Raw genomic sequence first — 25,562 nt, 5'->3', positions numbered from 1 at the left:
GGCGCGCTGCCCTCGGCGCGCACCAGCGCCAGGCGCAGATCCGCGAAGCCCTCCAGGCCGAGGGCGCGGCAGAAGCGGATGACGGTGGGCTCCGACACGCCGGCGGCGCGCGCGAGCGAGGCGACGGTCGCGCCGGTGACCGCCGCAGGGTCCGCGGCTACCAGCTCGGCCACCTTGCGCTCGGCCGGGGTCAGCCGGTCGAGGATGTCGGCGATGCGATCCCGCAAGCGGCCCTCCCGCGCCCGGGCGGGGCTACAGCATGCGGGGCGCCGCCGGGCAAGGCCGGCGCGATCAGCGCCGCGCGACCTGCTCCAGCTTCTCGGCGGTGCGCATCAATTCCTGCGAGGCCGCCTGCGCGCGGACGGTCTGGGCCGCGGCATCGGCCAGCCTGTCCTGCAGGAGCTGGGCACGGGTGCCGAGGCGGGTGACGACGCCGTCCAGCTCCCCGATGCTCTGCCGGAAACCGGCGACGGCCGTTCGCTGGTCGGCCAGGGCGGCCTCCAGGCGGCGCAGTGCCAGCCGCAGCCGACGCTCCGTCGTGTCGGGGAAGGCCAGCAGTTGCGGACCAGCCGCGGAGGCGGGGGGTGCCTCCTTGACCGGATCGTCCTCGACATGAAGCATGGTGGTCTCCGGGGGGATTAAGGTTCCCTTACCACGCATCGCCTTTTTGAGACAAGCCCGAAAATTTCTCAATATCCTAATAATGTGATGGCGCAGCTCGCCGATGCCCCGGCCGACAGGAGATATCTCAACCGAAGATAGGAAGACGGCATCAACCCTGCCCGCGTCGCGCTTGTTTCCACGGCGGCAACCGCCGGAATGGCGAGTGCGAGTAGGCCGAGGCCGAACGAGACCGGCAGCAGCAATGCAACCCAGGCGATCAATGCCGGAACCACCCCGAGGCCGAGGCGGGGCCACTCCGCACGCCGCTCCGAGGCCGGGGCGCGCAGCGCCAGCCCCCAATGCACCGCGCCCAGGAAGGCGAGGATGGTGGCGCCATAGGCAACCTGCGCGGCCGCTGCCCCGGGCCAGCCGGCCCAGGTGCCCAGCGCGAGCGCGACGAAGGGGATCAGGCCGGCCGGGCCGAGCAGCCGGGCGGGAGCGGGCAGCGGGGTATCCATGGCCTCACATCTTTGGCCGAGGTGACGCGACGCAACACCCGGCGTTCCACGCCAGGCGCGCAGCCGCTACACCCCGCGCATCCCTTTCCCTGCCGGAGAACCCAGAGACATGGCCATCGGCCTCGAGCTGCTGCTGATCCTGCTGCTCGTGCTGCTCAACGGCGCGTTTGCGATGAGCGAGCTGGCCATCGTCTCGGCGCGGCGCGCGCGGCTGATGGCCATGCAGCGCAAGGGCAGCACGGCGGCGGCGGCGGCGCTGGCGCTGGCCGACGACCCGCAGCGCTTCCTGCCCACGGTGCAGGTCGGCATCACGCTGGTGGGCATCCTGGCGGGCGCCTTCGGCGGTGCGCGCCTGTCGGGCGGCATTGCGGAGCTGCTGGCGCATGTGCCCGTGCTGGCCCCGGCCGCGACGGAGATCGCCTTCATCCTGGTGGTGATGCTGATCACCTACCTCTCGCTGATCCTGGGCGAGCTGGTGCCGAAGCAGCTGGCCCTGCGCCACCCGGAGGCGATCGCGACCCTGGTCGCGCGCCCCCTGAGCTGGCTGTCGCGCGCGACTTCGCCGGTGATCTGGCTGCTCTCGGCCTCCTCGGCGCTGGTGCTGCGCCTGTTCGGCAGGCACGACCCGGCCGGCCAGGCGGTGACCGAGGAGGAGGTGAAGGCGGTGGTGGCGGAGGGGGCGACCTCCGGCGCGATCGAGACCGAGGAACGCCAGATGATCGAGCGCGTGCTGCGGCTGGCCGACAAGCCGGTGCGCGCGCTGATGACGCCGCGCACGGAGCTGGAATGGATCGACCGCACGGCCCCGGCGACGGACGTGGCGGTGCGGCTGCGCGCCTCTGGCGTCACCCGCTTCGTCGTGGCCGACGGGCGCGTGGACAACGTCGTCGGCGTGGTTGCGGCGAAGGACCTGCTGGACCAGGTGCTGGAAGGCGCGCCGCTGTCCATCCAGGCCGCCACGCGGCAGCCGCTGGTGCTGCCCGACACCCTCTCCGCGCTGGACGCGCTGGAGCGGTTGCGCGGCGACCCGATCGGGATGGCGCTGGTGCTGGACGAATACGGCAGCTTCGAGGGTGTCGTCACCGCCTCCGACCTGCTGGAGGCGATCGTCGGCGAACTGGGCCCGGCGCCGGCGGAAGCCTCTCCGCCCGCCGTGCGGCGGCACGACGGCAGCCTGCTGCTGGACGGCATGATGGCAAGCGACGAGCTGAAATCGCGGCTGGAACTGCCCGACCTGCCGCGGGAGGGGACCTACCACACGGTGGCCGGCCTGATGCTGGCGCTGCTGCAGCGCGTGCCGAAGGAGGGCGACCGCATCGCCTGGGCCGGCTGGCGCTTCGAGATCATCGACATGGACGGCCGCCGCGTGGACAAGGTGCTGGCCACGCGGGAGGACGCGGCGGAGGCGCAGCCGCCCGCCGCGTGAGCCGGCCGGGCCGGCTCGGTCAGCCCGCCGCCGCGTGGCTCTTGGCGATCGGGGCCACGAATTGCGGCTCGGTGTCCCAGGGGAACAGGATCCAGGTGTCCTGGCTCACCTCCGTGATGAAGGTGTCCACCTGCGGCTTGCCGGCGGGCTTGGCGTAGACCGTGGCGAAATGCGCCTTCGGCAGCAGGGCGCGGATCACCTTCGCCGTGGTGCCGGTGTCCACCAGGTCGTCCACGATCAGCCAGCCCTGGCCCTGGTCCTCAAGCGCGGCGGCGGGCGGCTTCACCACCTGGGGCTGCCCGCGTTCCTCCTCGTCGTAGGTGACGATGGAGACCGCCTCGATCAGGCGGCATTCCAGTTCCCGCGCGATAACGGCGGAGGGGATCAGGCCGCCGCGGGTGATCGCGACGATGCCCTTCCACGGGCCCTTCTCCACCAGGCGCCAGGCGAGCGCCTTGGCGTCGCGGTGCAGCTGGTCCCAGGTGACGGTGTAGTAGCGAACGGCCATCCCATTCCCCTCAAAACATCTTCCCGCCGTCGGGAACCTTGATGTCCGGGCGGATCAGGACGACCGCGCCGTTCTCGTCGGGCAGGCCGAGGACGAGGACCTGGCTCTCGAAGCCGGCAATGCGGCGCGGCGGGAAGTTGACCACGGCGAGCACCTGCCGGCCGATCAGCCGGTCCGGCACGTAATGCACCGTGAGTTGCGCGGAGGATTGGCGCGTGCCGATCTCGCCGCCGAAATCGACCCAGAGCTTGATCGCGGGCTTCCGTGCCTCCGGGAAGGCCTGCGCGTCCACGATCGTGCCGACGCGGATGTCGACCTGCTCGAAATCGGCATAGGCGATCTGGTCCATGGCGCGTCCTACCGCGCCGGGCGATAGGCGGGAAGGGGGCGCGGATGGCTTGCGCGGGGGCGGGCCACGGTCCATTCACCGGGCGGGCAAAGACCTGTCGCCCCGCGGGGGTGCAGGCTGGAGGAGCGCGTCGATGACCCTTCCCGCTACGCCGAGTTTCCGCCTGGAAGGCCGCCGCGCCCTGGTGACCGGGGCGAGCAAGGGCATCGGACGGGCCGGCGCCGTGGCGCTGGCGGCGGCCGGGGCCGAGGTGGTGCTGGCCGCGCGCACGCTCTCCGAGATGGAGAAGACGGTGGCCGAGCTTGCCGCCGCCGGTCATCGCGCGAAGGCCGCACGGCTCGACGTGACGGACCGCACCGCGGTGCGCGCCCTGGTCTCGGGCGAGGGGCCCTTCGACATCCTGCTGAACAACGCCGGCACCAACATCCGCGAATCCTTCCTGGACGTCACAGACGCCTCGCTGGATGCACTGCTGCAGCTGAACGTCGCGGCGATGTTCGTCACGGCGCAGGCGGTGGCGCAGGGCATGGTGGCGGCGGGGAAGGCGGGATCGATCCTGAACCTCTCCTCGATCAACGGCCATGTCTCCGGCGCCAACCGCACCGTCTACACGGCGACCAAGCACGCGGTGGAGGGCATGACCAAGGCGATGGCCTTCGAGCTCGGCCCGAAGGGCATCCGAGTGAATGCCATCGCGCCCGGCTTCGTCGAGACGCCGCTGACCACGCCGGTGCTCACCGACCCGAAGTTCCGCGAGCGCGTGGTGCGGGCCATGCCGCTCGGCCGCGTGATGCAGGTGGAGGATATCATGGGCGCCATCGTGTTCCTCGCCTCCGACGCCAGCCGCATGGTCACCGGCACCAGCCTCGTCATCGACGGCGGCCACCTGACGCATTGAGCCTTTCGTCCTCCGCCGCGGGCGGGGGTGTGCTTCGACCTGCAACGGGATGACACGATGCATCGCGACTTCCATGCCCCGGGCCGCAGCGCCGTCTATGCCGCGAACGGCATGGCGGCGACCTCCATGCCGCAGGCCACGCTGACGGCGCTGGACGTGCTGCGGGCCGGCGGCAATGCGCTGGATGCGGCGATCGCCGCCGCCGCCGTGCTCGGCGTGGTGGAGCCGCAGAGCACGGGCATCGGCGGCGACTGCTTCTGCCTCTACGCGCCGGCCGGCACGGGCCAGGTCAGCGCGATCAACGGATCGGGCCGCGCGCCCCGCGGCGCGACGCCGGAGGCGCTGCGCGCCGCCGGCCTGACGCAGATGGAGCCGCTCTCCGCCCATTCCGTCACCGTCCCCGGCGCCGTCTCCGCCTGGGAGGCGCTGAACCGGGCGCATGGCCGCAAGGGCCTGGACGAGTTGCTGCAGCCGGCGATCCGCTTCGCGGAGGACGGCTTCCACCTCTCGGCCCGCGTCGCGCATGACTGGGAAGGCTCGGTCGGCAAGCTGTCGAAGCATCCGGCCACTGCGCGCCACTTCCTGAAGGATGGCGGCGCCTTCGGCCTCGGCGACCGCTTCGTGCAGCCGGCGCTGGGCGCGACGCTGCGGGCCATCGCCAAGGGCGGCGCCAAGGCGTTCTACGAGGGGCCGGTGGCCGCCGACATGGTGGCGACGCTTCGCGCCGCCGGCGGCACGCATACGGAGGAGGATTTCGCCCGCGGCGCGGCCGTGGCGGAGTTCGTGGAGCCGATCCGGCGCGGCTGGCGCGGGATGGAGGTGTTCCAGTGCCCGCCCAATGGCTCCGGCCTGCTGGTCCTGATGATCCTCGGCATGATCGAGCGGCTGGGTACGGCGGAGGAGGGCGCGCTCTCCGCGCTGCGAGCGCATCGGCACATCGAGGCCGCGCGGCTGGCCTACAGCGACCGCGACGCCTTCCTGGCCGACCCGGCGCAGGTGGAGGTGCCGGTCGCGCAGCTGACCTCCGACGCCTATCTGGAGAAGCTGGCGAGGCTGATCCGCGACGACGCGGCGATGAAGGAGATGCCGGTGCCCGGCACCGGCGATTGGGCCCGCCACAAGGACACGGTCTATCTCTGCGTGGTGGACCGCGACGGCAACGCGTGCTCCTTCATCAACTCGCTGTTCGAGGGCTTCGGCAGCGGCATCCTGGCGGAGAAGTCCGGCGTGATGCTGCACAACCGCGGCTTCGGCTTCCGCCTGCAGGAAGGCCATCCGAACTGCATTGCCCCCGACAAGCGGCCTATGCACACCATCATCCCGGGCATGGTGATGCAGGACGGCCAGTGCGTGATGCCCTTCGGCGTGATGGGCGGGCACTACCAGCCGATGGGGCAGAGCTGGTTCCTGGCCAACCACTTCGAATACGGGATGGACGTGCAGCAGGCACTGGATGCGCCGCGCCTGTTCCCGCGCCTGGGCAAGGTACAGGTCGAGAGCGGGATCCCGCTCTCCGTCGTGGACCGTCTCAACCGCCTCGGCCATGTCTGCGAGTTGATCGAGAAGCCGCATGGCGGCGGCCAGGCGATCCTGATCGACCGCGAGCGCGGCTGCCTGGTCGGCGGGAGCGATCCGCGCAAGGATGGCTGCGCGCTGGGCTACTGATGCCGATCGCCGCGCGCCTGGCCGACATCACCACCCTCGACGTCGATGCGGTGGTGAACGCGGCGAATGAGCGCCTGGCCGAGGGCGGCGGCGTCTGCGGCGCGATCTTTCGCGCCGCCGGCGCGCGCGAGCTGGCCGCGGCCTGCGCGCCGCTCGCACCCTGCCCGACCGGGGAGGCGCGGATCACCCCCGGCTTCGGCCTGAAGGCGCGCTGGATCATTCATGCCGTCGGCCCGCGCTGGCTGGGCGGGCACCGGGACGAGGCCGCGCTGCTCGCCGGCGCCTACCGCGCCGCGCTCGACCGGCTGCGCGAGGCGGGCGGGCGTTCCATCGCCTTCCCGGCCATCTCCACCGGCATCTACGGCTACCCGGCCGAGGTGGCGACCCGCATCGCCGTCGCGACGCTGCGGCAGGCCGCCGAGGACCTCGACATCACCGTCGCCTGCTTCGATGCGGCGATGCTCGCGCTCTACCAGAAGGAGCTTGCCGCGTGACCGAGCCTTGCGACCTCTCCGCCGTCGAGGCGCGCCGCCGCATCGGCGCGCGGCAGTTGAGCCCGGTTGAGCTGGTGGAGAGCTGCCTGGCCCGCATCGGCCAGGTCAACCACGCGGTGAACGCGGTGGTCGCGCTGGACGCGGAGCGCGCGCTGGCAGCGGCGAAGGCGGCGGAGGCCGCGGTGATGCGGGGCGAGGCGCTTGGGCCGCTGCACGGCCTGCCGCTCGGCATCAAGGACCTGGACGAGACGGCGGGGCTGCGCACGACCTGGGGTAGCGCGCTGTTCGCCGACCATGTGCCGGCGAAGGACGGGCGCTTCGTGGCCAGCATCCGCCGGGCCGGCGGGATCGTGCTCGGCAAGACGAACACGCCGGAATTCGGATCCGGCGCCAATACGCGCAACGTGGTGTATGGCGCGACGGGCAACGCCTTCGATCCGACGAAGAACGCCGCCGGCTCCTCCGGCGGGTCGGCGGTGGCGCTGGCCACGGGGATGATGCCGCTCTGCACGGGCAGCGACACCGGCGGGTCCCTGCGCAACCCGGCCGCCTTCAACGGCATCTTCGGCTTCCGCCCCTCGCCGGGACTGGTGCCGTCGGAGCGGCGGTCGATCGGCTGGGCGCCGATCTCGGTGCTCGGCCCGATGGCGCGCCGCGCGGAGGATTGCGCGCTGATGCTCTCAGCCGTCGCCGGCGACGATCCGGTGGATCCGTTGGCCTACACGCTGCACGGCCGGGCGGTGCGCGGCGGCGATCCGGCTCTGTTCCCGCCGGCGCGGCTGGACCTGGCGGGGCTGCGGGTGGCGGCGACGCCGGATTTCGGTTTCGCCCCGGTGGAGTCGCAGATCCGCGAGGTTTTCGCGAAACGCGTCGCAGACCTGGAGCCGCTCTTCGGTCGGGTCGCCTTCGCCAGCCCGGACTGCGCCGGCACCGACGAGGCCTTCGAGGTGCTGCGGGCGGCCGAATACCTCGCCACCCACCTCGAGAAGCTGCAGCGGGCGCCGGACAAGGTCGGCCCCAATGTGCGCGCCAACCTGGAGGAGGCGCAGCGCTACGGCCTGGGCGACTACGCCCGGGCCGCGGCGGCGCAGACCCGCATCTACCGGGGCTGGCAGCGCTTCTTCGCGGATCACGACCTGCTGATTTCGCCCGCCATCACCATCAGCCCGCGCAGCTGGCGGGAGCTGTATCCGAAGGAGATCGACGGGCAGCCGACCCGCACCTATTTCCACTGGCTGTCGCTGGCCTATGCGGTCTCGCTCGTCGGCCACCCGGCCTGCAGCCTGCCGCTCGGCCGCGACCAGGCGGGTATGCCCTTCGGGCTGCAGATCGTCGGCCCGCGCGGCGGGGACGCGCTGGTGCTGGCGGCCGCGGCGGCGATCGAGGCGGCCGTGGCCGGCGATGCCGCCCTGTCCCGCCCGGTGCCGGACATCGCTGCGCTGAAGGCGGCGCGGCCGATCTCCGAAATGCCGGAATTCCTGACGATGAACTGAGCGGCCGCGCCGGCCGCGCTACCAGCGGCGATAGGTCGGGCGGCCGTAGCCATAGGCATAGGCCGGGCGGCCATAGCCGTATCCGCGCGGCGGCGCACGGTAGTAGCCGTGGTTGTAGCGCGGTCGGTCGTTGGCCGAGGCGATGGCGATCCCGGCGATTGCCGCGCCGGCGCCGAGGGCCAGCGTGGCCGGGACGTTCAGGCTGCCGTCAGGATTCGCGCAGGCGCCGGTGAGCAGGGCGCCGGAGAGGGCAAGGGCGGGAAGCACGCGCATCGGGGGGGTCCTCCACGCCCTGCAGTCTCCCCCCGCGCTGCGGCGCCGGCTGGGCGGCGGCGTGGCATTCCCGGGCGGATCGTGGCAGCCGGGTGGCGGCGCGGCACTCCCTCAGCCCCGGGCCCCCGAGAAGGCGTTGAAGGTCTGCAGCGTATACGTGTCCTTCACACCGGCGACCGTCTGGACGCGTTCGACCACGAACAGCCCGATGTCCTGGTCCGCTTCCAGGTAGAACTTCCCAAGCAGGTCGTATTGGCCGCTGATGGAGTGCATCTCCGACAGTTCCGGGATGCTGTCGGCCATCTCGCGGGCCACGCGATAGGCCGCGCCCATCTCGCACTTGATCATCACGAAGATCGCACGCATCGCACCTCGCTCCGGTCCGGGGGGCGCACCACATTGTCCCCTGGCGGGAGGCGCGGCTAGACCCGGCGGGCTGCTGCCGGCGACCGATCCGGTGGATCGCATGCGCCAGCGACCAGGTTCCGGCCTTGTTGCGGTATGAAACTTGCTTGCCGAGTTCTTGCCCGTAGCCTGCGCAGCGCCATCTCCTGGCGTGGCGCCGGTCGCTTTGGCGGCTCGGATGTCACGCCGGATGGCTACCGGCAGCATTTCGTCTCGTCGGGCGGGCGTTCGGCAGGGAACGAAACTCTTGCCGGCTCGGCATCGAAGGGCCAGAACAGCGGGGACAGGATCCGGGTCGCATGCGAACACTCCCCCAGCTTGCCGTGCTCGCTCTCGTCGGGGGCCTAGGCGCGGCGTGGCACGTCTACGGCGAACAGTTCGGCCTGCCGCGTCCCCTGGCGCTCGTTGGCCTGGAGGCCGCGGCGCCCACCCAGCAGCAGCGCGGGGGCGGTGGCGGCGGCCCGGTCGGGGTGGTGGTCTCCCCTGTGCGCGTGTCCACGGTCGTGGATCGTGCCGAAAGCGTGGGCACGGTGCGCGCCCGCGACGCGGTGACGATCACGGCCAAGGTCACCGGCATCGTCCAGAACATCCGCTTCCAGGAAGGCCAGCGCGTGCGGGAGGGCGAGCAGCTCGTCGACCTTGACGCCGCAGCCCTGCGCGCCGAGCTCGACCAGGCGCGCGCGCTGTTCGACGACGCCCGCACCCAGCTCGTCCGCGCGCGCCAGCTGCAGCCCGGGCAGGCGATCACCCAGGCCCGCCTCGATCAGCTCGAGGCGCTGGGCCGCCAGGCGGAAGGCCGGGTGCGCCAGGCGCAGGCCCGGCTGGAGGAGCTGATGGTCACCGCGCCGTTCGCGGGCCGCGTCGGGCTGCGCCAGGTCAGCGTTGGCGCGCTGGTGCAGCCTGGCACGGTGGTGACCACGCTCGACGACATCTCCCGCGTGCGTGTCGAGTTCTCGGTGCCGGAGATATACGTGGCCCGCGTGCGGCCGGGCAGCCTGGTGCTGGCGCGCGCCGCCGCCTTCGGCGACCGCCGCTTCGATGGCCGCGTCGCGGTGGTGGACACCCGCATCGACACCGCGACCCGCACCGTCCGCGTGATCAGCGAGTTCGACAATGCCGACGAGGCGCTGAAGCCCGGCCTGTTCATGACGGTCGAGGTCGAGATGGAGCGGCGTGACAACGCGCTGCTGATCGCCGAGGAGGCGCTCGACCCGATCGGTGACCGCAACTACGTCTACGTCATCCGCGACAACCGCGCGCGCCGCGTCGAGGTGCGCCTCGGCCAGCGCCTGCCAGGCGAGGTGGAGGTGTTGTCCGGCGTGCGCGAGGGAGAGCCGGTCGTGGTGCGCGGCATCCAGCGGCTGCGCAACGACGCCCCGGTGCGCGTGGTCGAGACGCTCACGCGGCCGACCTCCTGACCTTTCCGACCTGCTGATCCAGAGGCGCCGGGCCCATGGTTCTCTCCGACATCTCGATCAAGCGGCCGGTCTTCGCGACGGTCGTCAGCCTGATGCTGATCGTGCTGGGCATCGCGTCGCTGATGCGCCTGCCCATCCGCGAATATCCCGCCATCGACCCGCCGGTCGTCTCGGTGACCACCACCTACCGCGGCGCCTCCGCCGCCGTGGTGGACACCCAGATCACCGAGCTGATCGAGGCCGCCGTCGCGGGCATCGAGGGCATCAAGTTCATCTCCTCCCAGTCGCGCGACGAGCGCAGCCAGGTCACCATCGAGTTCCGCCTGACGCGCGACGTGGATTCGGCCTCCAACGACGTGCGCGACCGCGTGGCGCGCACCCTTGCCCGGTTGCCGGAGCAGGCGGACACGCCCGTGGTGCAGAAGGTGGATGGCGATGCCCGTCCGATCCTCTGGATTGCCCTGGTGTCCGACCAGCTCTCCGGCATGGACCTGACGGAGCTGGCGCGACGCCGCTTCGCGGACCGCCTGGCCGTGGTGGACGGCGTGGCACAGGTACTGGTGCTGGGCGAACGCAAGCCGGCCATGCGCATCTGGCTGGACCGCCAGTCCCTCGCCGCGCGCGGCCTGACCGTGCAGGACGTGGAGGACGCGATCCGCCGCGAGAATATCGAGCTGCCAGGCGGCCGGCTGGAGAGCGCGCAGCGCGAACTGACCGTCCGCACCGATACGCGCATGAGCCGCCCGGAGCAGTTCCGCCAGGTGGTGATCAGCCGCACCGGCGGCGGGCAGGTGCTGCTGGGCGACGTGGCGCAGGTGGAAGTCGCGCCGGAGGACACGCGCGGCGAGTACCGCATCAACGGCAAGCCCGCCGTGGGCCTCGGTATCCTGCGTCAGTCCACCGCCAACACGCTGTCGGTGGCGGAGGGCGTGAAGGCGGAGGTGGAGCGCATCCGCGGCTCCGTGCCGGAAGGCGTGGAGGTGGTGGTCGGCTACGACGAGAGCCTGTTCATCAGCCAATCGATCTACGAGGTCGAGCACGCGCTGGTCACCGCGCTGGTGCTGGTGGTCGTCGTCATCTTCCTGTTCCTGCGCAGCTTCCGCGCCACCATCATCCCGGCGGTGGCCATCCCGGTCTCCATCGTCGCCTCCTTCATCGCGCTGGCCGCGCTCGGCTTCTCGATCAACGTGCTGACGCTGCTCGGCCTGGTGCTGGCCATCGGCCTGGTGGTGGACGACGCCATCGTGGTGCTGGAGAACGTCCACCGCCGCATCGAGGAGGGCGAGCACCCGCTGCTCGCCTCGCTGCGCGGCTCCCGCGAGATCGCCTTCGCGGTCATCGCGACGACGCTGGTGCTGATCGCGGTGTTCCTGCCGCTGTCCTTCATGGGCGGCAACACCGGCCGCCTGTTCACCGAGTTCGGCTTCGCGCTGGCGGCGTCGGTCGCCTTCTCGGGCCTCATCGCGCTGACCCTGACGCCGATGATGTGCTCGAAGCTGCTGAAGCCGCATGAGGGCGAGAGCCGGCTGGTGCGCTGGACCGAGCCGTTCTTCCTGGGGATGAACTGGCTGCTGCGCGTCACGCTGAAGCGCGCGCTGGCCGCGCCCTTCATCACGCTGGGCGCGATGGGCGTGGTCTGCGCGCTGGCGGTGGCGCTGTTCAACGTGATTCCGAAGGAATTCGCCCCCGTCGAGGACCGCGGGATCATCATCATCCCGACCACCGGTCCCGAGGGTGCGAGCTTCGCCTACACCCGGGAGCAGGTGCAGCGCATCGAGCGCATCGTTCAGCCCTATATCGAGCGCGGCGAGGTGCAGTCGCTGTTCGCGACCATCGGCGGCTTCCAGCGACCGGCGCAGGGCAACGTCGCCAACATCTTCATGCGCCTCCAGCCCTGGCATGAGCGGGAGCGCAAGCAGCAGGCGATCGCGGCGGAGCTGATGCCCCAGCTGCTGGCCGTGCCGGGCACGCGCGCCTTCGCGCTGAACCCGCCCTCGCTCGGCCAGCGCGGCTTCCAGCCGCCGGTGCAGTTCGTGATCGGCGGCAGCGACTACGCCACGCTGGTGCAGTGGCGCGACCGTTTCCTGGAGCGCGCGCGGCAGAACCCGCGGTTGCTCAACCTGGACAGCAACTACCGCGAGACCAAGCCCGAGATCCGCGTGGACATCGATCGCCGCAAGGCGGCCGAACTCGGGGTCTCCATCCAGGCGGTCGGCCGCACCATCGAGACGATGCTCGGCTCGCGCGAGGTCGGCACCTATGTGCAGGGCGGCGAGGAGTACAAGATCCTGCTGCAGGCGCGTGAGCAGGACCGCTCGACGCCCTACGACCTGCAGAACATCTTCGTCCGCACCAGCGCCGGCGGTCAGCTCGGCCTGATCGCGGGCGCCGGGTCCCAGCAGGGCGCACTGGTGCCGCTCTCCAACGTCGTCACGCTCAGCGAACGGGCGCGCCCGCAGTCGCTGGCGCGCGAGGATCGGGTCCGCGCCATCACCATCACCGCCTCGCTTGCGCCTGGCTACACGCTGGGGGATGCGCTGGCCTTCATGGAGGGCGTCGCGAGGGAGGTGCTGCCGCCCGATGCGCGCATCAGCTACCGGGGCCAGAGCCTGGAGTTCAAGGAGAGCTCCGGCGCGCTCTACGTGACCTTCGCCCTGGCGCTGCTGGTGGTGTTCCTGGTGCTGGCCGCGCAGTTCGAGAGCTTCATCCACCCCTTCATCATCCTGCTCTCGACGCCGCTGGCGGTGACGGGCGGGCTGCTGGCGCTGCACCTCACTGGCAACACGCTGAACGTCTTCAGCCAGATCGGCATGATCCTGCTGATCGGCCTGATGGCGAAGAACGGCATCCTGGTGGTGGAATTCGCCAACCAGCTGCGCGACCGCGGCCTGTCCATCCACGACGCCGTGCTCGAGGCCTCGGTGGTCCGGCTGCGACCCATCCTCATGACCTCGATCGCGACGGTGCTGGGTGCGGTGCCACTGGCCATGGCGAGCGGCGCCGGGGCCGAGAGCCGGGAGGCGCTGGGCGTGGTGATCGTGGGCGGCGTGACGCTTTCCACCTTCCTCACGCTCTACGCGGTGCCCGCGCTGTATTTGCTGCTGGCCGGCTTCACCAAGCCGATCGGTGCGGTGGCGGCGCGCCTGACCGAGCTAGAGAAGCGCGCGCCGGCGCCGCATCCCGCCGCCGCCGAGTAGCCGGGCGCCCGCGGGGCGGCTAAACCGTCCTCCCACTGGGTTGGGGAGGACGGTTCATGGCGGATGCGGCGCGGCCCGAGGGGCGCACGGGTGGCCAGCTTCTGGCCGATGCGCTGGTGGCGAACGGGGCGACGCATGTCTTCGCGGTGCCCGGCGAGAGCTACCTCGACCTCCTCGACGGCCTCTACGCGCAGCGCAACCGGATTGAGCTCGTCACCTGCCGCTTCGAGGCCGGCGCCGTCCACATGGCCGAGGCCCAGGGCAAGCTGACTGGCCGGCCCGGCGTGGCGGTGGTAACGCGCGGGCCCGGCGCGTGCCACGCCGCCATCGGCGTGCATGTGGCCCAGCAGGACAGCACGCCGCTGGTGCTCCTGGTCGGCCAGATCCCGGTCTCCGAGACCGACCGCGAGAGCTTCCAGGAAGTGGACTACCGCCGCTTCTTCTCGCCCATCGCCAAGTGGGTGACGCAGATCGACGAGGCGGCGCGCATTCCGGAACTGATGGCGCATGCCTTCGACGTGGCCGTCAGCGGCCGGCCGGGCCCCGTTGTCGTGGCGCTCAGCGAGGAGATGCAGAAGCACCTGGCCGCCGTCCCGGATATCGGACCGCAGCCGCTGCTGCCGCCGCATCCCGCTCCGGATGCCCTGCCGCGGCTGATGGCGATGCTGGAGACGTCGGAGCGCCCGCTGGCGATCCTCGGCGGCAGCCGCTGGACGCCGGAAGGCCGCGCCGCGATCCGCGACTTCCTGGTGGGCAACGACATTCCCGTCGCCGTCGCCTTCCGCCGCCAGGGCCTGTTCGACGGCACCAGCGCGCACTACGCGGGCGACCTGGGTGTGGGCGCCGATGCCGGCCTGGTGGCGAAGGCGCGGGAGGCCGACCTGATCCTCGCCATCGGCACGCGCCTGGGGGAGCCGGTGAGCCAGGGCTACACGCTGTTCGACCTGGCGGGCAGCCAGCCCATCGTGCATGTCCATCCCGAGCAGACGGAGATCGGGCGCGTGCACCGCGTCGCGCTCGGCATCGTCGCCGAGGTGAACGCCTTCGCTCACGCCGCGGCGGCGACGCCGCGGATCGCCGCGCCCCGCTGGTCCGGCTGGCGCGCCGCCGTCCGCGCGGCGCGGGAGGCGCAGTCGAAGGCGCCGGAGTACGAGGGCCCGCTGAACCTGGCCGTCGCGCTGCAGGAGCTGGAGAAGGTGCTGCCGGCCGACACCATCTTCACCACCGATGCCGGCAACTTCGCCACCTGGCCGACGCGTTTCATGCATCTGCGGGACGGGCAGGATTTCCTCGGTCCGACCAACGGCGCGATGGGCTACGGCGTGCCCGCCGCGATCGGCGCGGCCATCACCCATCCCGGCCGCACCGTGCTGTGCTTCGTCGGCGACGGCGGCGCGCTGATGACGGGACAGGAGATCGCGACCGCGTTCCACCACGGCGCCGCGCCGATCATCCTGGTGTTCAACAACGGGATGTACGGCACCATCCGCATGTACCAGGAGCGTACCTATCCCGGCCGCGTCTCCGGCACGGCGCTGACCAACCCGGATTTCGCGCGCTTCATCGAGAGCTTCGGCGGCCATGGGGAGGTCGTCACCCGCACGGAGGAGCTGGTGCCCGCCTTCCAGCGGGCGAAGGCCAGCGGGAAGCCCGCCATCATCGAGGTGCGGATGAATCCGGAGCAGGTGACGAACCGGGCGACGATCGCGCAGCTGCGCGCGCAGGCAGGCAAGCGCTGACACTGGCGCACGCTGGCGGGGCCGCGGTCACTCGGGCTGCAGCCCGATGCTCCGCACCAGCGCCTGCCAGTTGGCGCGCTGCTCACGCATCAGGGCCGTGGCTTCGGCCGGCGTTCCCGGCAGAGGGGCGATGCCGAGCGGCGTCATCCGCGCGATGATCTCCGGCCGCTGCAGCCCGGAATTGATCACCTGGTTCATGCGCCGGACGATGGGCTCCGGGATGCCCTTCGGCCCGACGACCATGGAAAAACTGGGCAGGTCGTAGTCGGGCACGCCGCCCTCCTGCACCGTCGGGAATTCGGGGGCGAGCGGCCAGCGTGCCTTGCTGGTCACCGCGAGCGCGCGCACCTGCCCGGCGCGCACCGCGCCGATGATGCCCGCGAAGCTGTCGAAGACCAGCTGGATGTTGCCCGCAATCAGATCCGCCAGCGCCGGCGCGCCGCCGCGATACGGGACGTGTGTGAACTCGACGCCCGCCCGCTGCATGAAGAGGACGCCGAGCATGTGGTTCGCTCCGCCGGCGCCCGCCGAGCCGAAGTTCAGCCTGCCGGGATTGGCCTTCGCATGCGCCACCAGGTCCGGGATGCTCCGGATCGGCAGCGCGTTGTTGACGCAGACGAGCGCGGTGCCCGCGGAGAAGCTGCCGATCTGGGTGAAGTCGTCCACCCCCTCGTAGCCCGGCGTGCGCATCAGCAGCGGCGCGCCGAGATGCGAGGAGGGGCTGGCGAGCATGATGGTGTAGCCGTCCGGCGCCGCCTGCGCGACGAAGGCCGTGCCGAGCGTGCTGCCGGCCCCGGGGCGGTTGTCCACCACCACCGGCACGCCCAGTCCATCCGACAGCACCTGCGCCTGGATCCGCCCGATCAGGTCGGCCGCGCCGCCGGGCGGCAGCGGCACCACCAGCCGGATCGGACGGTTCGGCCAGGCTGCCGACCCGTCGGGCGACTGGGCCCTGGCGGGCGCGGCGAGCAGGCCGGCCGCGACAGCGGGGAGGATGCGGCGGTGGATCATCGGCGGTCTCCGGGCGGCAGGATGGCCCGTCGCCCGCCTGCGCCTGCAGCTTAGTTCGAAACGCCCGGGGAACAGCAGGAATCGCACGAGCGCAGCCGGCCAAACCACGCGCCGGCACAACCGTCAGGGCCCGGACGCGCGTCTTATGCCGCTGCCGAAGATCAGCGCGTCGCGCTCGGGCAGTCCGAGCGCATCCCAGATCGGCGCCGCCTCCGCCTCCTCGCTGGCCAGCCTCGGCACGTTGTTGCGCAGCTGCTTGGTCACGCGTCGGCGCTGGGCGGGCGTCAGCTGCTCCCAGAAACGCACGATCCAGCCCTCGTCGCGGATGCGTTCCGCCAGGGTCACCGAAGGCGGCGCCGGATCCTCCGCCACGCTGGCCTGCACGGGCTCGGGCAGCGGCGCTGGCGGCGCGCTGCCTTCGGCACAGCCGGCCAGCAGCGCCGCGGACAGCAGGACGGACACCCCCCCGTGCCTCATTCGCGCAGGCTGGGCGCCCCGCGCAGCGGCGGGCAATTCACGGAAAGGTCAGGTCAGCTTCGTTGCGGCCGGCGCGGCCGCCCTGTGGCGGATCAGCCACCCGTGCGCGGCAGCCCCGTGCCGAAAACCAGCGCGTTGCGCTCCGGAAGGCCGAGCGCATCCCAGACCGGCGCGGCCTCCGCCTCGGACCGCGCGGCCGGCGGCTCCCCGCGGCGCAGGCGGCCCAGCACGCGACGCTTCTGCGCGGGCGTGAGTTCCGCCCAAAAGCGCGTCAGCCAGGCTTCCTGCCGCACGCGCTCGGGCAGCGTCACCGGCTGGGCGCGTCGCGGTGGTGGTGGCGCTGGCGGTGTCGGCGCCGGCGCGGCGCAGCCGGCCAGGGCCGTCAACGCGAGAAGGATGGTGCGGCGGCGAACCATGCCGACCGCGATGCGATGCCGTCTTGCCACCGGTCAAGACAACGGCGCGTCACCGCATCAGTTCGCCGGAGGCGGCGGCGCCCGTCAGCGCCCGACGGCGTAACCCTGCATGCCGCGCGGGTTGGCGCCAGCGAAGAGCTGCCCGTCGGCCTCCTGGCGGGCGCCGGTCAGGCGGCCTTCCGACCACTCGCCGCCGACCTCCACCTTGTGTCCGCGCGCCGCCAGCGCCGCGGCGACCTCGGGCGGGTAGCGGCCCTCGATGACCACCTTCCCGGGCTTCGCCGGGCGCGGCCAGAAGCTGGAGGGCCAGTGCTCGGTGTGGAAGGAGGGGGCGTCGATCGCCTGCTGGATGCCCATGGCGTGATCGACCATCCTGGCGAACATGATGGGCTGCCACTGATCCTGCTGCTCGCCGCCCGGCGTCCCGAAGCTGAGCCAGGGCCGGCCGTCCTTCAGCGCCATGGCCGGCGAGAGCGTGGTGCGCGGCCGCTTGCCCGGCTTCAGGCCGTTCGGGAGCGACTCGTCCAGCCAGAACATCTGCCCGCGCGTGCCCAGGCAGAAGCCGAGCTCCGGGATGGCCGGGGAGGATTGCAGCCAGCCGCCGGAGGGCGTGGCGCTGACCATGTTCCCCTGCGCGTCGATGATGTCGAGGTGGCAGGTATCGCCGCCGGATGCGCCAAGCCGCGCGACGGTGGGCTCGCCGGCGCCCGGCGCGCGGGTGAGCAACTCGTTCCGCGCCTCCGCGGCGGCGAAGTCCGGCGCCGCGCGGTCGTAGCCCGGGATGCAGCCGGGGCGCAGTTCCATCGAGGCGGTCTCGCCCACCAGCTTCCGTCGCTCCGCGACGTAGTCCTCGGACAGCAGCGCATGGATCGGCACGTCCACGAAGTCGGGGTCGCCGTAGAAGGCCTCGCGGTCGGCGAAGGCGAGCTTCAGGCATTCGACGACGGTGTGGATGAAGCGCTCGCCCAGCGGGTCCATGGCCGCCACGTCGAAGCCCTCGAGCAGGGCCATGGTTTGCAGCATGGCCGGGCCCTGGCTCCAGACGCCGCATTTCAGCAGCGTGGTGCCGCGGTAGTCGCGCCGCAGCGGCGCTTCCACCGTGGCGCGCCACTTCGCCATGTCGTCGCCGGTCAGCACGCCGCGATGGCGGCGGCCCGAGGTGTCGAGGATCTCCTGCGTGCGGAAGAACCGGTCGATCGCCTCCGCCACGAAGCCGCCGTACCAGGCGTTGCGCGCGGCATCGATCTGCGCCACGCGGTCGCGGCCTGCGCTCTCGGCCTCGCGCAGCAGCCGCTCCCAGGTCTCGGCCAGCGTCGGGTTGGCCCAGAGCCTGCCCTCCTGCGGCCCGCCGTCGCGCAGCCAGAGCGCGGCGGAGGTGGTCCACTCCGCCTCGAAGATCGGGCGCACGGTGTTCAGGGTCGCGATGATGCGCGGCACGTAGTGGATGCCGCGCCGCGCATAGCCGATGGCGTAGGAGAGCACGTCGCGCAGCGACCAGGTGCCCCAGTCCCGCAGCATCAGGGCCCAGGCGTCGAAGGCGCCCGGCACCACTGCCGGCAGCAGCCCGGTGCCGGGCACCAGGTCGAGGCCGAGATGGTCCTTCACATGCGCTACGCTGAGGCCGGCCGGCGCGACGCCCTGGCCGCAGATCACGCGCTGCGCGCCGGACTTGGCATCGTGGATGATGATCGGTGCGTCGCCGCCCGGGCCGTTCAGGTGCGGCTCCGCGACCTGCAGGGTGAAGCCGGCCGCGGCCGCGGCGTCGAAGGCGTTGCCGCCGCGCTCCAGCACGGCCATGCCGACCTGCGAGGCGATCCAGTGCGTCGAGGCGACGACGCCGAAGCTGCCGGCGATCTCGGGGCGCGTCGTGAACATGCGATGAACCTTCGTGGTCGTGCGCTTGAGCGGCGGGATAGGCGCAGGCAGAAGCGTGACGGTCAATACGGAGGATCAGGGTGCTGGTCGGGGTGGTCGGGCCGTCCGGGGCGGGCAAGGACACGCTGCTGTCAGGCGCGCGCGCGGCGCTTGCCGGCACGCCGGCGATCCGCTTCGTCCGCCGCACGATCACCCGCCCCGCCGAACCGGGCGGCGAGGACCACCTGCCGGCGACGCCGGCGGAGTTCCACCGGCTGCGCGACCTCGGGGGCTTCGCCCTGTGGTGGGACGCGCATGGCCTTCTCTACGGCATTCCCGCCGATATCGTGGCGGACATGCAGTGGGGCCTCGTGGTCGCGAACCTGTCGCGCGGCGTGCTGGCCGAGGCGCATCGGCGCTTCCCGCTGACCGTGATCGAAGTCACGGCGCCGCCGGAACTGCGGGCGTCCCGCCTGGCGGCGCGCGGGCGCGAGGATGCGGGGGCCGTCGCCGCCCGCCTCGGCCGGCAGGCCCCGATCCCGCCTGGCATCGCGCATCGGCGCATCGTCAACGACGGCGGCATCGCGCAGGGCGTGGCGCGCATGGTGGACCTGCTGGAGGGGCTGCGCAGCGACTACGCCACCCGGGCCTTCGGCGGCTGACGGCGGCCGGATCAGCCCAGCAGAGGCAGGCGCTCCGCGATCAGGAAGGGCGCGCCGGGCGCGGCCTGGCTGAACAGGCAGAGTTCCGTCAGGCGGCGAGGCAGGGCAGGGGCGTCGCCCAGATGCGCCGCCAGCGCCGGCTGGACCATGGCGCGCTCCTCTGGCGTCAGCCGGCGCGTCAGCGTGACGTGGAACCACCACTCCTCGAAGACATAGTGATAGCCCCAGCGCTGCAGGAGCCTGCGCTGCCGCTCAGTCATGCGCTCGGGCCGGCGGCGGGCGATCTCCTCCTCCGTCGGCGGCGCGCGATGCGCGTCGAGCGCTTCCACGCAGGCGTCGCAGAAGGCCTGCAGCTCCGCCGATTTGGTCGATTCGACCAGCGCCAGGAAGCCGTGATGCTCCGCCAGCATCAGCGGCGGCAGGGCGAAGGGGCGGGTGCGCGCCGCCAGGTCCATCGCGGCGTCACGCAGCGCATGCCAGCCCGTGCGCAAGCGGAAGGGCGGCTTCAGCGTCGCGTGCAGCCCGTAGCTGCGCGGATCGGCCGTGAGCTCCGCGATGTCGAGGCCAGGCAGGGCAGGCTGGGGCAGCGTCGCGCCCGTCTCGGCATCCCGCCCGAGCCAGGCGGAGCCGAGCGCATGCAGCGGGTCGTCCAGCCGCGGCGCCCAGTAGAGCGCGACCCTCACCGCCTTGCCCCCGCGGCGCGGCGCATCACGCCACGCGTTCGCCAGCGCGCCAGACGCGGCGTACCACGGCGTGCCCTTCATGCGGGCGCACCTGCACCAGGTCGGCGCGCAGCCCGGGCTCGATGCGGCCGCGGTCGTGCAGCCCGACCATGCTTGCCGCGCGGTCGGTGATCATGCCGACCGCCTTCGGCAGCGTGGTGTCGCCCTGGCCGGCGGAAAGCCAGGCGGCCTCCACCATCGCGGGCGGCACGTAGTCGCTGGCCAGCACGTCCACCGCGCCAGCCCGCACCAGTTCGGCGGCAGCGACGTTGCCGGAATGGCTGCCGCCGCGGACGATGTTGGGCGCGCCGGCGATCACCTCCACCCCCAGCCGCTTCGCCGCCTGCGCGGCCTCCATCGCCACAGGGAACTCGCTGATCATGATGCCGTCGGCGGCGTTCGCCTCCACCTCGGCCGGCGTCGCGTCGTCGTGGCTGGCCAGCGGCAGGTTGCGATGGCGCACGCGGTCCAGCAGCCAGCGCCGCTGCCTCTCGCGCAGCCTGCCGCGCTGTTCCAGCAACTCGCCGATGCGCTTGTCCACCTGGTCCGGCGTCAGCTGCATCTGGCGGATGCGCATCGCCTTGTAGCGCGCGACGTCACGATACTGGCCGACGCCGGGGGAGTGGTCCATCAGGCTGACCATGCGCACCAGCGGGTGATCCGCGACCGTCTCCACCAGTTCCGGCATGTCGGCGGCCGGCAGCTCGCAGCGCAGGTGCAGGAAGTGCTCGCTCTTCAGCAGGCCGGTCCGCCCCAGCGCGTCCAGGTCCGCGACGCCGTCGCGGAAGGTCTGGGTGCGGCCGGCGTCGAAGCCGAGGTCGCCGAGGCAGAGCGCGTCCAGCACCGTCGTCACGCCCGCCGCGGCGGTCTGCTGGTCATGGGCCAGCATGGCGGAGCGCGACGGCCAGCGCGCGGTGGCGCGCGGGCTGACCTGGCGTTCCAGGTTGTCGGTGTGGACGTCCACGATGCCGGGGATCAGGTGGTCGCCATCCAGGTTGCGGGACGCGGCCGCATGGCTGCGGCCCGGCTGGACATCCGCGATGCGGTCGCCGCGGATCACCACCGTGCCGGCCACCACCTCCTCCGGCAGGACCAGCAGCGCGTTGGTCAGGATGATCTCGGGCGTCATGCAACCTCTGCCAACGGCGCGACCTCGAACAGCCGGTCGGCCACGCGGTCGCGCACCTCGACGTCGTGGAAGATGCCGATGATCGCCGTGCCGCGCGCCTTGGCCTCGGCGATCAGGGCGATCACGACCTCCCGGTTGGCGGCGTCGAGGCTGGCGGTGGGTTCGTCCAGCAGCAGTACCGGATAGCCAGGGGCGAAGCCGCGGGCAAGGTTCACGCGCTGCTGCTCCCCGCCGGAGAAGGTGGCGGGCGGCAGGCGGTGCAGCCGTTCGGGCAGGTTCAGTCGCGCCAGCAGCGCCCCGGCGCGGGCCAGCGCCTCCTCGCGCGCGATGCCGCGGGCGGTCAGCGGCTCCGCCACGATCTCGACGGCCGGGACGCGGGGGATGACGCGCAGGAACTGGGATACATAGCCCAGCGTGTCGCGCCGCACCGCGCGGACCAGACGCGCATCGGCCGCCGCCAGGTCCACCACCGCGTCGTCGTGCCGCAGCAGGATCCGCCCGCTGCCGGCGCCGTAGTTGCCGTAGAGGCAGCGCATCAGCGTGGACTTGCCGGCGCCCGAAGGCCCGGCCAGGGCGACGCATTCACCCGGCGCCACGGACAGGTCGATGCCGTGCAGCACCGGCAGCGTGATGCCGCCCTGCAGGTGCAGCGTGAACGACTTGCCCAGCCCCTCCGCGCGCAAGGCAAAGCTCATGCCGCCAGCACCGAGGCGACGAGGAGCTGCGTATAGGGGTGCTGCGGGTCGTCCAGCACGCGGTCGGTCAGCCCTTCCTCCACCACGCGGCCATGGCGCATCACCACGATGCGGTGCGCCAGCAGCCGCGCCGCGGCGATGTCGTGCGTGACGATCAGCACGGCGAGGCCGAGCTCCGCCACCAGCGCGCGGATCAGGTCGAGCAGCCGCGCCTGCACGCTGACATCCAGGCCGCCGGTCGGCTCGTCCATGAAGACGAGGCGCGGGCGCGTCACCAGCGTGCGCGCGATCTGCAGCCGCTGCTGCATGCCGCCCGAGAAGGTGCGCGGCAGCGCGTCCAGTCGGTCGGGGTCGATCTCCACGCGCTGAAGCCACGCCGTCGCCTCGGCGCGGATGTTGCCGTAGTGGCGCGCGCCGACCGCCATCAGCCGCTCGCCGATGTTGCCGCCGGCGGAGACGCCCATGCGCAGGCCGTCGCGCGGGTTCTGGTGCACGAAGCCCCACTCGCGGCGCATAAGGTCACGCCGCGCCGCCTCGCCCATCGCCAGCACGTCCTGCCCGGCATAGGTGACGCTGCCGGCCTCGGGACGGACCAGGCCCGAGAGTGCGCGCAGCAGCGTCGTCTTGCCGCTGCCGGATTCGCCGACGATCGCCACGACCTCGCCCGGCCAGATGTCGAGGTCCACGCCATCCAGCGCGGCGATGCGGCCGAAGCGCAGGACCAGCCCGCGCGCGGAGAGCAGCGCGTTGCTCACTCGGCCGCCTCGCGCGAGGCCTGGCGTTCGGCGCAATGATCGGTGTCGGAGCAGACGAAGATCCGCCCGCCGCGGTCGTCGGTCAGCACCTCGTCCAGGTAGCTGTCGCGCGCGCCACACAGCGTGCAGGCATGCGGCGCGCGGATCGGGCGGAAGGGGTGGTCCTCGAAATCCAGGCTGCGGACCGAGGTGTAGGGCGGCACGGCGTAGATCCGCTTCTCCCGCCCCGCGCCGAACAGCTGCAGCGCGGGCATGCGGTCCATCTTCGGATTGTCGAAGGCGGGGATGGGGGAGGGCGACATCAGGTAGCGCCCGTTCACCATCACCGGGTAGTTGTAGCTGGTCGCGATGTGGCCGTGCCGCGCGATGTCCTCATACAGCTTCACATGCATCAGCCCGTAATCGGCCAGCGCGTGCATGCGCTTCGTCTCGGCGATGCGCGCTTCCAGTCGGAACAGCGGCTCCGGCATCGGCACCTGGTAGACCAGGATCTGGTTCTCGGTCAGGGCGCGCTCGGGGATGCGGTGGCGGGTCTGGATCACCGTCGCCTCCGCCGTGCGCTCCGTGGTCGCCACGCCGGCGACGCGGCGGAAGAAGGCGCGGATCGAGACGGCGTTGGTGGTGTCGTCGGCGCCCTGGTCGATCACCTTCAGCACGTCAGCGGGGCCGATGACGGCGGCGGTCACCTGGATGCCGCCGGTGCCCCAGCCATAGGGCAGCGGCATCTCCCGCGCGCCGAAGGGCACCTGGTGGCCGGGGATCGCCACGCCCTTCAGGATGGCGCGGCGGATCATCCGCTTCGTGGACTCGTCGAGATAGGCGAAGTTGTAGCCGGGATCGCGGGTCATTCCGCGGCAGCCTTCGTGGCGGCCGCGCGCATGGTCCGCACATTCTCGAGCTCGCTCTGGAAATCGACATAGTGCGGCAGCTTCAGGTGTTCGACGAAGCCGGTCGCCTCGACGTTGTCGCAATGATACAGCACGAATTCCGGCTGCTGTGCCGGCGCGGTCGCCTCCTCGCCCAGCTCCTCCGCGCGCAGCGCACGGTCCACCAGCGCCATCGCCATCGCCTTGCGCTCGCCATGGCCGAAGACCAGGCCGTAGCCGCGCGTGAATTGCGGCGGTTCGGTGCGGCTGCCCTTGAACTGGTTGACCATCTGGCATTCGGTCACGCCGATGTCGCCCAGCTCGATCGCGAAGCCGAGCTCGGGCGGCGTGAACTCCACCGCCACCTCGCCGACGCGGATCTCGCCCACGAAGGGATGCGCGTTTCCGTAGCCGCGCTGCGTCGAATAGCCCAGGCCGAGAAGGAAGCCCTCGTCGCCCCGCGCCAGCGCCTGCAGCCGCACCGGGCGGTCGGCGGGGAAGCGCAGCGGCTCGCGTGTCAGGTCGCCCGGCTCGGCCTCGCCCGGTTCCTCGCGTTGCATCAGCCCGTCCTGCGCCAGCAGCTCCGTCACGCGCGGCGTGGGCGCCGGATCCGGCTCGGCCTCGGGCGCGGGCTCCGGCGGCAAGCCCGCGGCCGCCAGGCGGAAATCCAGCAGGCGGTGGGTGTAGTCGAAGGTGGGGCCGAGCACTTGGCCGCCGGGCAGGTCCTTGTAGGTCGCGCTGATGCGCCGGCGGATGTGCATGGCGCCGGTGTCGAGCGGCGCGCTGGCGCCGAAGCGGGGTAGGGTCGTGCGGTAGGCGCGCAGCAGGAAGGCGGCCTCGATCAGGTCGCCGCGCGCCTGCTTCACCGCCAGCGCCGCCAGGCCGCGGTCGTGGCAGCTGCCTTCAGCCATCACGCGGTCCACGGCCAGGCCGAGCTGCTCCTCGATCTGCCGTGCCGCGATCTCGGGCAGCGCCGCGTCGCCGCGCCGCGTCTCGGCCAGCCAGGCGTGGGCCGCGCCGATCGCCTGCTCGCCGCCCTTGGTCGCGACATACATCTCAGGCGTCCTCGATGCTGACGCTGCGCGGCAGGGCGGCGATGCGCGTCCCGGCGCAGAGGATGACGTCCACGCCGCGCGGGAAGCGCGCGCGGTTGCGCGCCCAGTCCGCGACGAAGCCCGCAGGCGCCCCGCCGACCTGAAGCCGCTGCGCATCCTTGATGCCCGGCCCGGTCAGGCGCCAGCAGCGTTCGTCCCGCGGGCCTTCCTGCAGCGACGCGACCTCCAGGATCAGCGTCGCGCCGCGTTCCGGCTCTTCTTCCGTGCCGGCGTCCAGCGCGAGCAGCGAGGCGGCGGGATCCAGCACGAAGGCGGCGCCGTCGGCGACGAGCGGGCAACCGCAATGGAAGCGCGCCCAGGCCTCGGCTTCCGCGCCCGCGGCGAGGCGCAGCGGCGTCGCGGCATCCGCCAGGGTCAGCAGCACGGAAGCCGCCGCCGGCGAGAGGCCGGGCGGCACCTCCGGCGGTGCGACCATCTGCTGCACGCGGCCTGGCCGGCTCATCGCCTCCAGCACGGCGCGGAAGCCGGCCTGGGCGTCCAGCACCGGATCGGCGAAGCCGGCGAAGCGCGTCTGCATCAGCGCATCTGCGTCATGGTGAAGAACTGCACGCGCGTCGCCGCGGCCTTGCGCGCCTCGGACGCGCGCTGCGCCTGCTGCGCTTCTGCCAGCGGCGCGATCACCGCGGCCTCGATTGCCGGGCGCGCGGCCTCGTCCAGCAGCATGGCATCGAGCAGCGCGGCCAGCTCCGCCTGGTGCGCGTCGCGGCCGGCGACATAGGCGTGTCCGACGCGGCCATCGCCCAGCCGCACCGCGCAGCGCGTGACGGTCATCTCGCCCAGGTTGAACGGCGCGCCGTCGCCGCCGGCGCGGCCGCGCACCATCACCAGCCCCGTCTCCGGCCCGCGCAGCCGCGCATGGGGCGGCGGCGGCACC

Annotated in this window: 28 protein-coding genes; 9 read left to right on the top strand and 19 right to left on the bottom strand. The window is 72.2% G+C overall.

The features are described from left to right. The 3 genes from OZN99_RS05975 to OZN99_RS05965 form a co-directional block, all read right to left on the bottom strand. Nucleotides 1-227: MurR/RpiR family transcriptional regulator (locus tag OZN99_RS05975; protein ID WP_270934278.1), on the bottom strand; the 227-nt coding region annotated here is incomplete at its 3' end. Between the two features lie 64 nt (nt 228-291). Next, entirely contained in the window at nt 292-621 is a 330-nt protein-coding gene (locus tag OZN99_RS05970; protein ID WP_270934277.1) for a hypothetical protein, read from the bottom strand. A 68-nt stretch (nt 622-689) separates the two neighbouring features. Continuing rightward, nucleotides 690-1,121 (bottom strand): DUF3429 domain-containing protein, encoded by a 432-nt coding sequence (locus OZN99_RS05965; RefSeq protein WP_270934276.1) that lies wholly within the window; start codon nt 1,119-1,121, stop codon nt 690-692. Between the two features lie 109 nt (nt 1,122-1,230). Between OZN99_RS05965 and OZN99_RS05960 the strand changes: the two genes are divergently transcribed. Next, nucleotides 1,231-2,547, top strand: coding sequence for a hemolysin family protein (locus tag OZN99_RS05960; protein WP_270934275.1), 1,317 nt, complete (start codon nt 1,231-1,233; stop codon nt 2,545-2,547). 19 nt (nt 2,548-2,566) lie between these two features. Here the strand turns inward: OZN99_RS05960 and gpt are convergent, their stop codons facing one another. Continuing rightward, nucleotides 2,567-3,055, bottom strand: coding sequence for a xanthine phosphoribosyltransferase (gpt, locus tag OZN99_RS05955; protein WP_270934274.1), 489 nt, complete (start codon nt 3,053-3,055; stop codon nt 2,567-2,569). 10 nt (nt 3,056-3,065) lie between these two features. Next, entirely contained in the window at nt 3,066-3,404 is a 339-nt protein-coding gene (locus OZN99_RS05950; RefSeq protein WP_270934273.1) for a tRNA-binding protein, read from the bottom strand. A gap of 133 nt (nt 3,405-3,537) precedes the next feature. Here OZN99_RS05950 and OZN99_RS05945 point away from each other — a divergent pair, with 133 nt between their 5' ends. From OZN99_RS05945 to OZN99_RS05930, 4 genes are read left to right on the top strand one after another with little or no spacing between them, the layout of a single operon-like run. Beyond that, complete coding sequence (locus OZN99_RS05945; protein ID WP_270934272.1) at nt 3,538-4,302, top strand: SDR family NAD(P)-dependent oxidoreductase; 765 nt, start codon at nt 3,538-3,540, stop codon at nt 4,300-4,302. A 57-nt stretch (nt 4,303-4,359) separates the two neighbouring features. After that, nucleotides 4,360-5,967 (top strand): gamma-glutamyltransferase, encoded by a 1,608-nt coding sequence (gene ggt, locus OZN99_RS05940; RefSeq protein ID WP_270934271.1) that lies wholly within the window; start codon nt 4,360-4,362, stop codon nt 5,965-5,967. Continuing rightward, a complete protein-coding gene (locus OZN99_RS05935; RefSeq protein ID WP_270934270.1) occupies nt 5,967-6,461 on the top strand; it encodes a macro domain-containing protein in 495 nt (164 codons plus the stop codon). The genes ggt and OZN99_RS05935 overlap by 1 nt, the downstream gene beginning before the upstream one ends. Next, nucleotides 6,458-7,954 (top strand): amidase, encoded by a 1,497-nt coding sequence (locus OZN99_RS05930; RefSeq protein WP_270934269.1) that lies wholly within the window; start codon nt 6,458-6,460, stop codon nt 7,952-7,954. The genes OZN99_RS05935 and OZN99_RS05930 overlap by 4 nt, the downstream gene beginning before the upstream one ends. An 18-nt stretch (nt 7,955-7,972) precedes the next feature. Here the strand turns inward: OZN99_RS05930 and OZN99_RS05925 are convergent, their stop codons facing one another. Then, a complete protein-coding gene (locus OZN99_RS05925; RefSeq protein ID WP_270934268.1) occupies nt 7,973-8,227 on the bottom strand; it encodes a hypothetical protein in 255 nt (84 codons plus the stop codon). Nucleotides 8,228-8,338: 111 nt separating this feature from the next. Continuing rightward, a complete protein-coding gene (locus tag OZN99_RS05920; RefSeq protein ID WP_270934267.1) occupies nt 8,339-8,593 on the bottom strand; it encodes an Lrp/AsnC ligand binding domain-containing protein in 255 nt (84 codons plus the stop codon). Between the two features lie 338 nt (nt 8,594-8,931). Here OZN99_RS05920 and OZN99_RS05915 point away from each other — a divergent pair, with 338 nt between their 5' ends. From OZN99_RS05915 to OZN99_RS05905, 3 genes are read left to right on the top strand one after another with little or no spacing between them, the layout of a single operon-like run. Beyond that, on the top strand, nt 8,932-10,050 hold the full coding sequence (locus tag OZN99_RS05915; RefSeq protein WP_270934266.1) for an efflux RND transporter periplasmic adaptor subunit: 1,119 nt from the start codon (nt 8,932-8,934) through the stop codon (nt 10,048-10,050). A 35-nt stretch (nt 10,051-10,085) separates the two neighbouring features. Then, nucleotides 10,086-13,247: an efflux RND transporter permease subunit gene (locus tag OZN99_RS05910; RefSeq protein ID WP_270934265.1), complete on the top strand. Its 3,162-nt coding sequence runs from the start codon at nt 10,086-10,088 to the stop codon at nt 13,245-13,247. A 56-nt stretch (nt 13,248-13,303) separates the two neighbouring features. Next, nucleotides 13,304-14,986: a thiamine pyrophosphate-dependent enzyme gene (locus OZN99_RS05905; protein WP_270934264.1), complete on the top strand. Its 1,683-nt coding sequence runs from the start codon at nt 13,304-13,306 to the stop codon at nt 14,984-14,986. 27 nt (nt 14,987-15,013) lie between these two features. Here the strand turns inward: OZN99_RS05905 and OZN99_RS05900 are convergent, their stop codons facing one another. The 4 genes from OZN99_RS05900 to OZN99_RS05885 all read right to left on the bottom strand — a co-directional run bounded on the left by OZN99_RS05900 (nt 15,014) and on the right by OZN99_RS05885 (nt 18,765). Further along, nucleotides 15,014-15,997, bottom strand: coding sequence for a Bug family tripartite tricarboxylate transporter substrate binding protein (locus OZN99_RS05900; RefSeq protein ID WP_270934263.1), 984 nt, complete (start codon nt 15,995-15,997; stop codon nt 15,014-15,016). A 123-nt stretch (nt 15,998-16,120) separates the two neighbouring features. Further along, the gene (locus OZN99_RS05895) at nt 16,121-16,459 is read right to left on the bottom strand and encodes a hypothetical protein (RefSeq protein WP_270934262.1); all 339 of its coding nucleotides are present in this window, start codon (nt 16,457-16,459) and stop codon (nt 16,121-16,123) included. A 107-nt stretch (nt 16,460-16,566) separates the two neighbouring features. After that, nucleotides 16,567-16,890 (bottom strand): hypothetical protein, encoded by a 324-nt coding sequence (locus tag OZN99_RS05890; protein WP_270934261.1) that lies wholly within the window; start codon nt 16,888-16,890, stop codon nt 16,567-16,569. A gap of 84 nt (nt 16,891-16,974) precedes the next feature. Beyond that, nucleotides 16,975-18,765, bottom strand: a complete 1,791-nt coding sequence (locus tag OZN99_RS05885; RefSeq protein WP_270934260.1) for a gamma-glutamyltransferase family protein — start codon at nt 18,763-18,765, stop codon at nt 16,975-16,977. A gap of 80 nt (nt 18,766-18,845) precedes the next feature. Here OZN99_RS05885 and phnN point away from each other — a divergent pair, with 80 nt between their 5' ends. After that, nucleotides 18,846-19,406 carry a phosphonate metabolism protein/1,5-bisphosphokinase (PRPP-forming) PhnN gene (gene phnN / locus OZN99_RS05880; RefSeq protein ID WP_270934259.1) on the top strand — a complete coding sequence of 187 codons (561 nt, stop codon included), beginning with the start codon at nt 18,846-18,848 and terminating at the stop codon, nt 19,404-19,406. 11 nt (nt 19,407-19,417) lie between these two features. Here the strand turns inward: phnN and OZN99_RS05875 are convergent, their stop codons facing one another. From OZN99_RS05875 to phnG, 8 genes are read right to left on the bottom strand one after another with little or no spacing between them, the layout of a single operon-like run. Next, nucleotides 19,418-20,089 carry a DUF1045 domain-containing protein gene (locus OZN99_RS05875; protein WP_270934258.1) on the bottom strand — a complete coding sequence of 224 codons (672 nt, stop codon included), beginning with the start codon at nt 20,087-20,089 and terminating at the stop codon, nt 19,418-19,420. 25 nt (nt 20,090-20,114) lie between these two features. Next, on the bottom strand, nt 20,115-21,257 hold the full coding sequence (locus tag OZN99_RS05870; protein ID WP_270934257.1) for an alpha-D-ribose 1-methylphosphonate 5-triphosphate diphosphatase: 1,143 nt from the start codon (nt 21,255-21,257) through the stop codon (nt 20,115-20,117). After that, nucleotides 21,254-21,952 (bottom strand): phosphonate C-P lyase system protein PhnL, encoded by a 699-nt coding sequence (gene phnL, locus OZN99_RS05865; RefSeq protein ID WP_270934256.1) that lies wholly within the window; start codon nt 21,950-21,952, stop codon nt 21,254-21,256. The genes OZN99_RS05870 and phnL overlap by 4 nt, the downstream gene beginning before the upstream one ends. Next, nucleotides 21,949-22,707 (bottom strand): phosphonate C-P lyase system protein PhnK, encoded by a 759-nt coding sequence (gene phnK / locus OZN99_RS05860; protein WP_270934255.1) that lies wholly within the window; start codon nt 22,705-22,707, stop codon nt 21,949-21,951. The genes phnL and phnK overlap by 4 nt, the downstream gene beginning before the upstream one ends. After that, the gene (locus OZN99_RS05855) at nt 22,704-23,555 is read right to left on the bottom strand and encodes an alpha-D-ribose 1-methylphosphonate 5-phosphate C-P-lyase PhnJ (protein WP_270934254.1); all 852 of its coding nucleotides are present in this window, start codon (nt 23,553-23,555) and stop codon (nt 22,704-22,706) included. The genes phnK and OZN99_RS05855 overlap by 4 nt, the downstream gene beginning before the upstream one ends. Then, nucleotides 23,552-24,628: a carbon-phosphorus lyase complex subunit PhnI gene (locus tag OZN99_RS05850; protein ID WP_270934253.1), complete on the bottom strand. Its 1,077-nt coding sequence runs from the start codon at nt 24,626-24,628 to the stop codon at nt 23,552-23,554. The genes OZN99_RS05855 and OZN99_RS05850 overlap by 4 nt, the downstream gene beginning before the upstream one ends. 1 nt (nt 24,629) lies before the next feature. Further along, on the bottom strand, nt 24,630-25,205 hold the full coding sequence (gene phnH, locus OZN99_RS05845) for a phosphonate C-P lyase system protein PhnH (protein WP_270934252.1): 576 nt from the start codon (nt 25,203-25,205) through the stop codon (nt 24,630-24,632). Beyond that, nucleotides 25,205-25,561: a phosphonate C-P lyase system protein PhnG gene (phnG, locus tag OZN99_RS05840; protein ID WP_270934251.1), complete on the bottom strand. Its 357-nt coding sequence runs from the start codon at nt 25,559-25,561 to the stop codon at nt 25,205-25,207. The genes phnH and phnG overlap by 1 nt, the downstream gene beginning before the upstream one ends. Nucleotide 25,562 lies beyond the last annotated feature (1 nt).

This window comes from Falsiroseomonas oryzae (genome assembly GCF_027856955.1).
GTDB classification, from domain to species: Bacteria; Pseudomonadota; Alphaproteobacteria; order Acetobacterales; family Acetobacteraceae; genus Falsiroseomonas; species Falsiroseomonas oryzae.
This window is presented reverse-complemented; position numbering and strand designations above follow the sequence as displayed.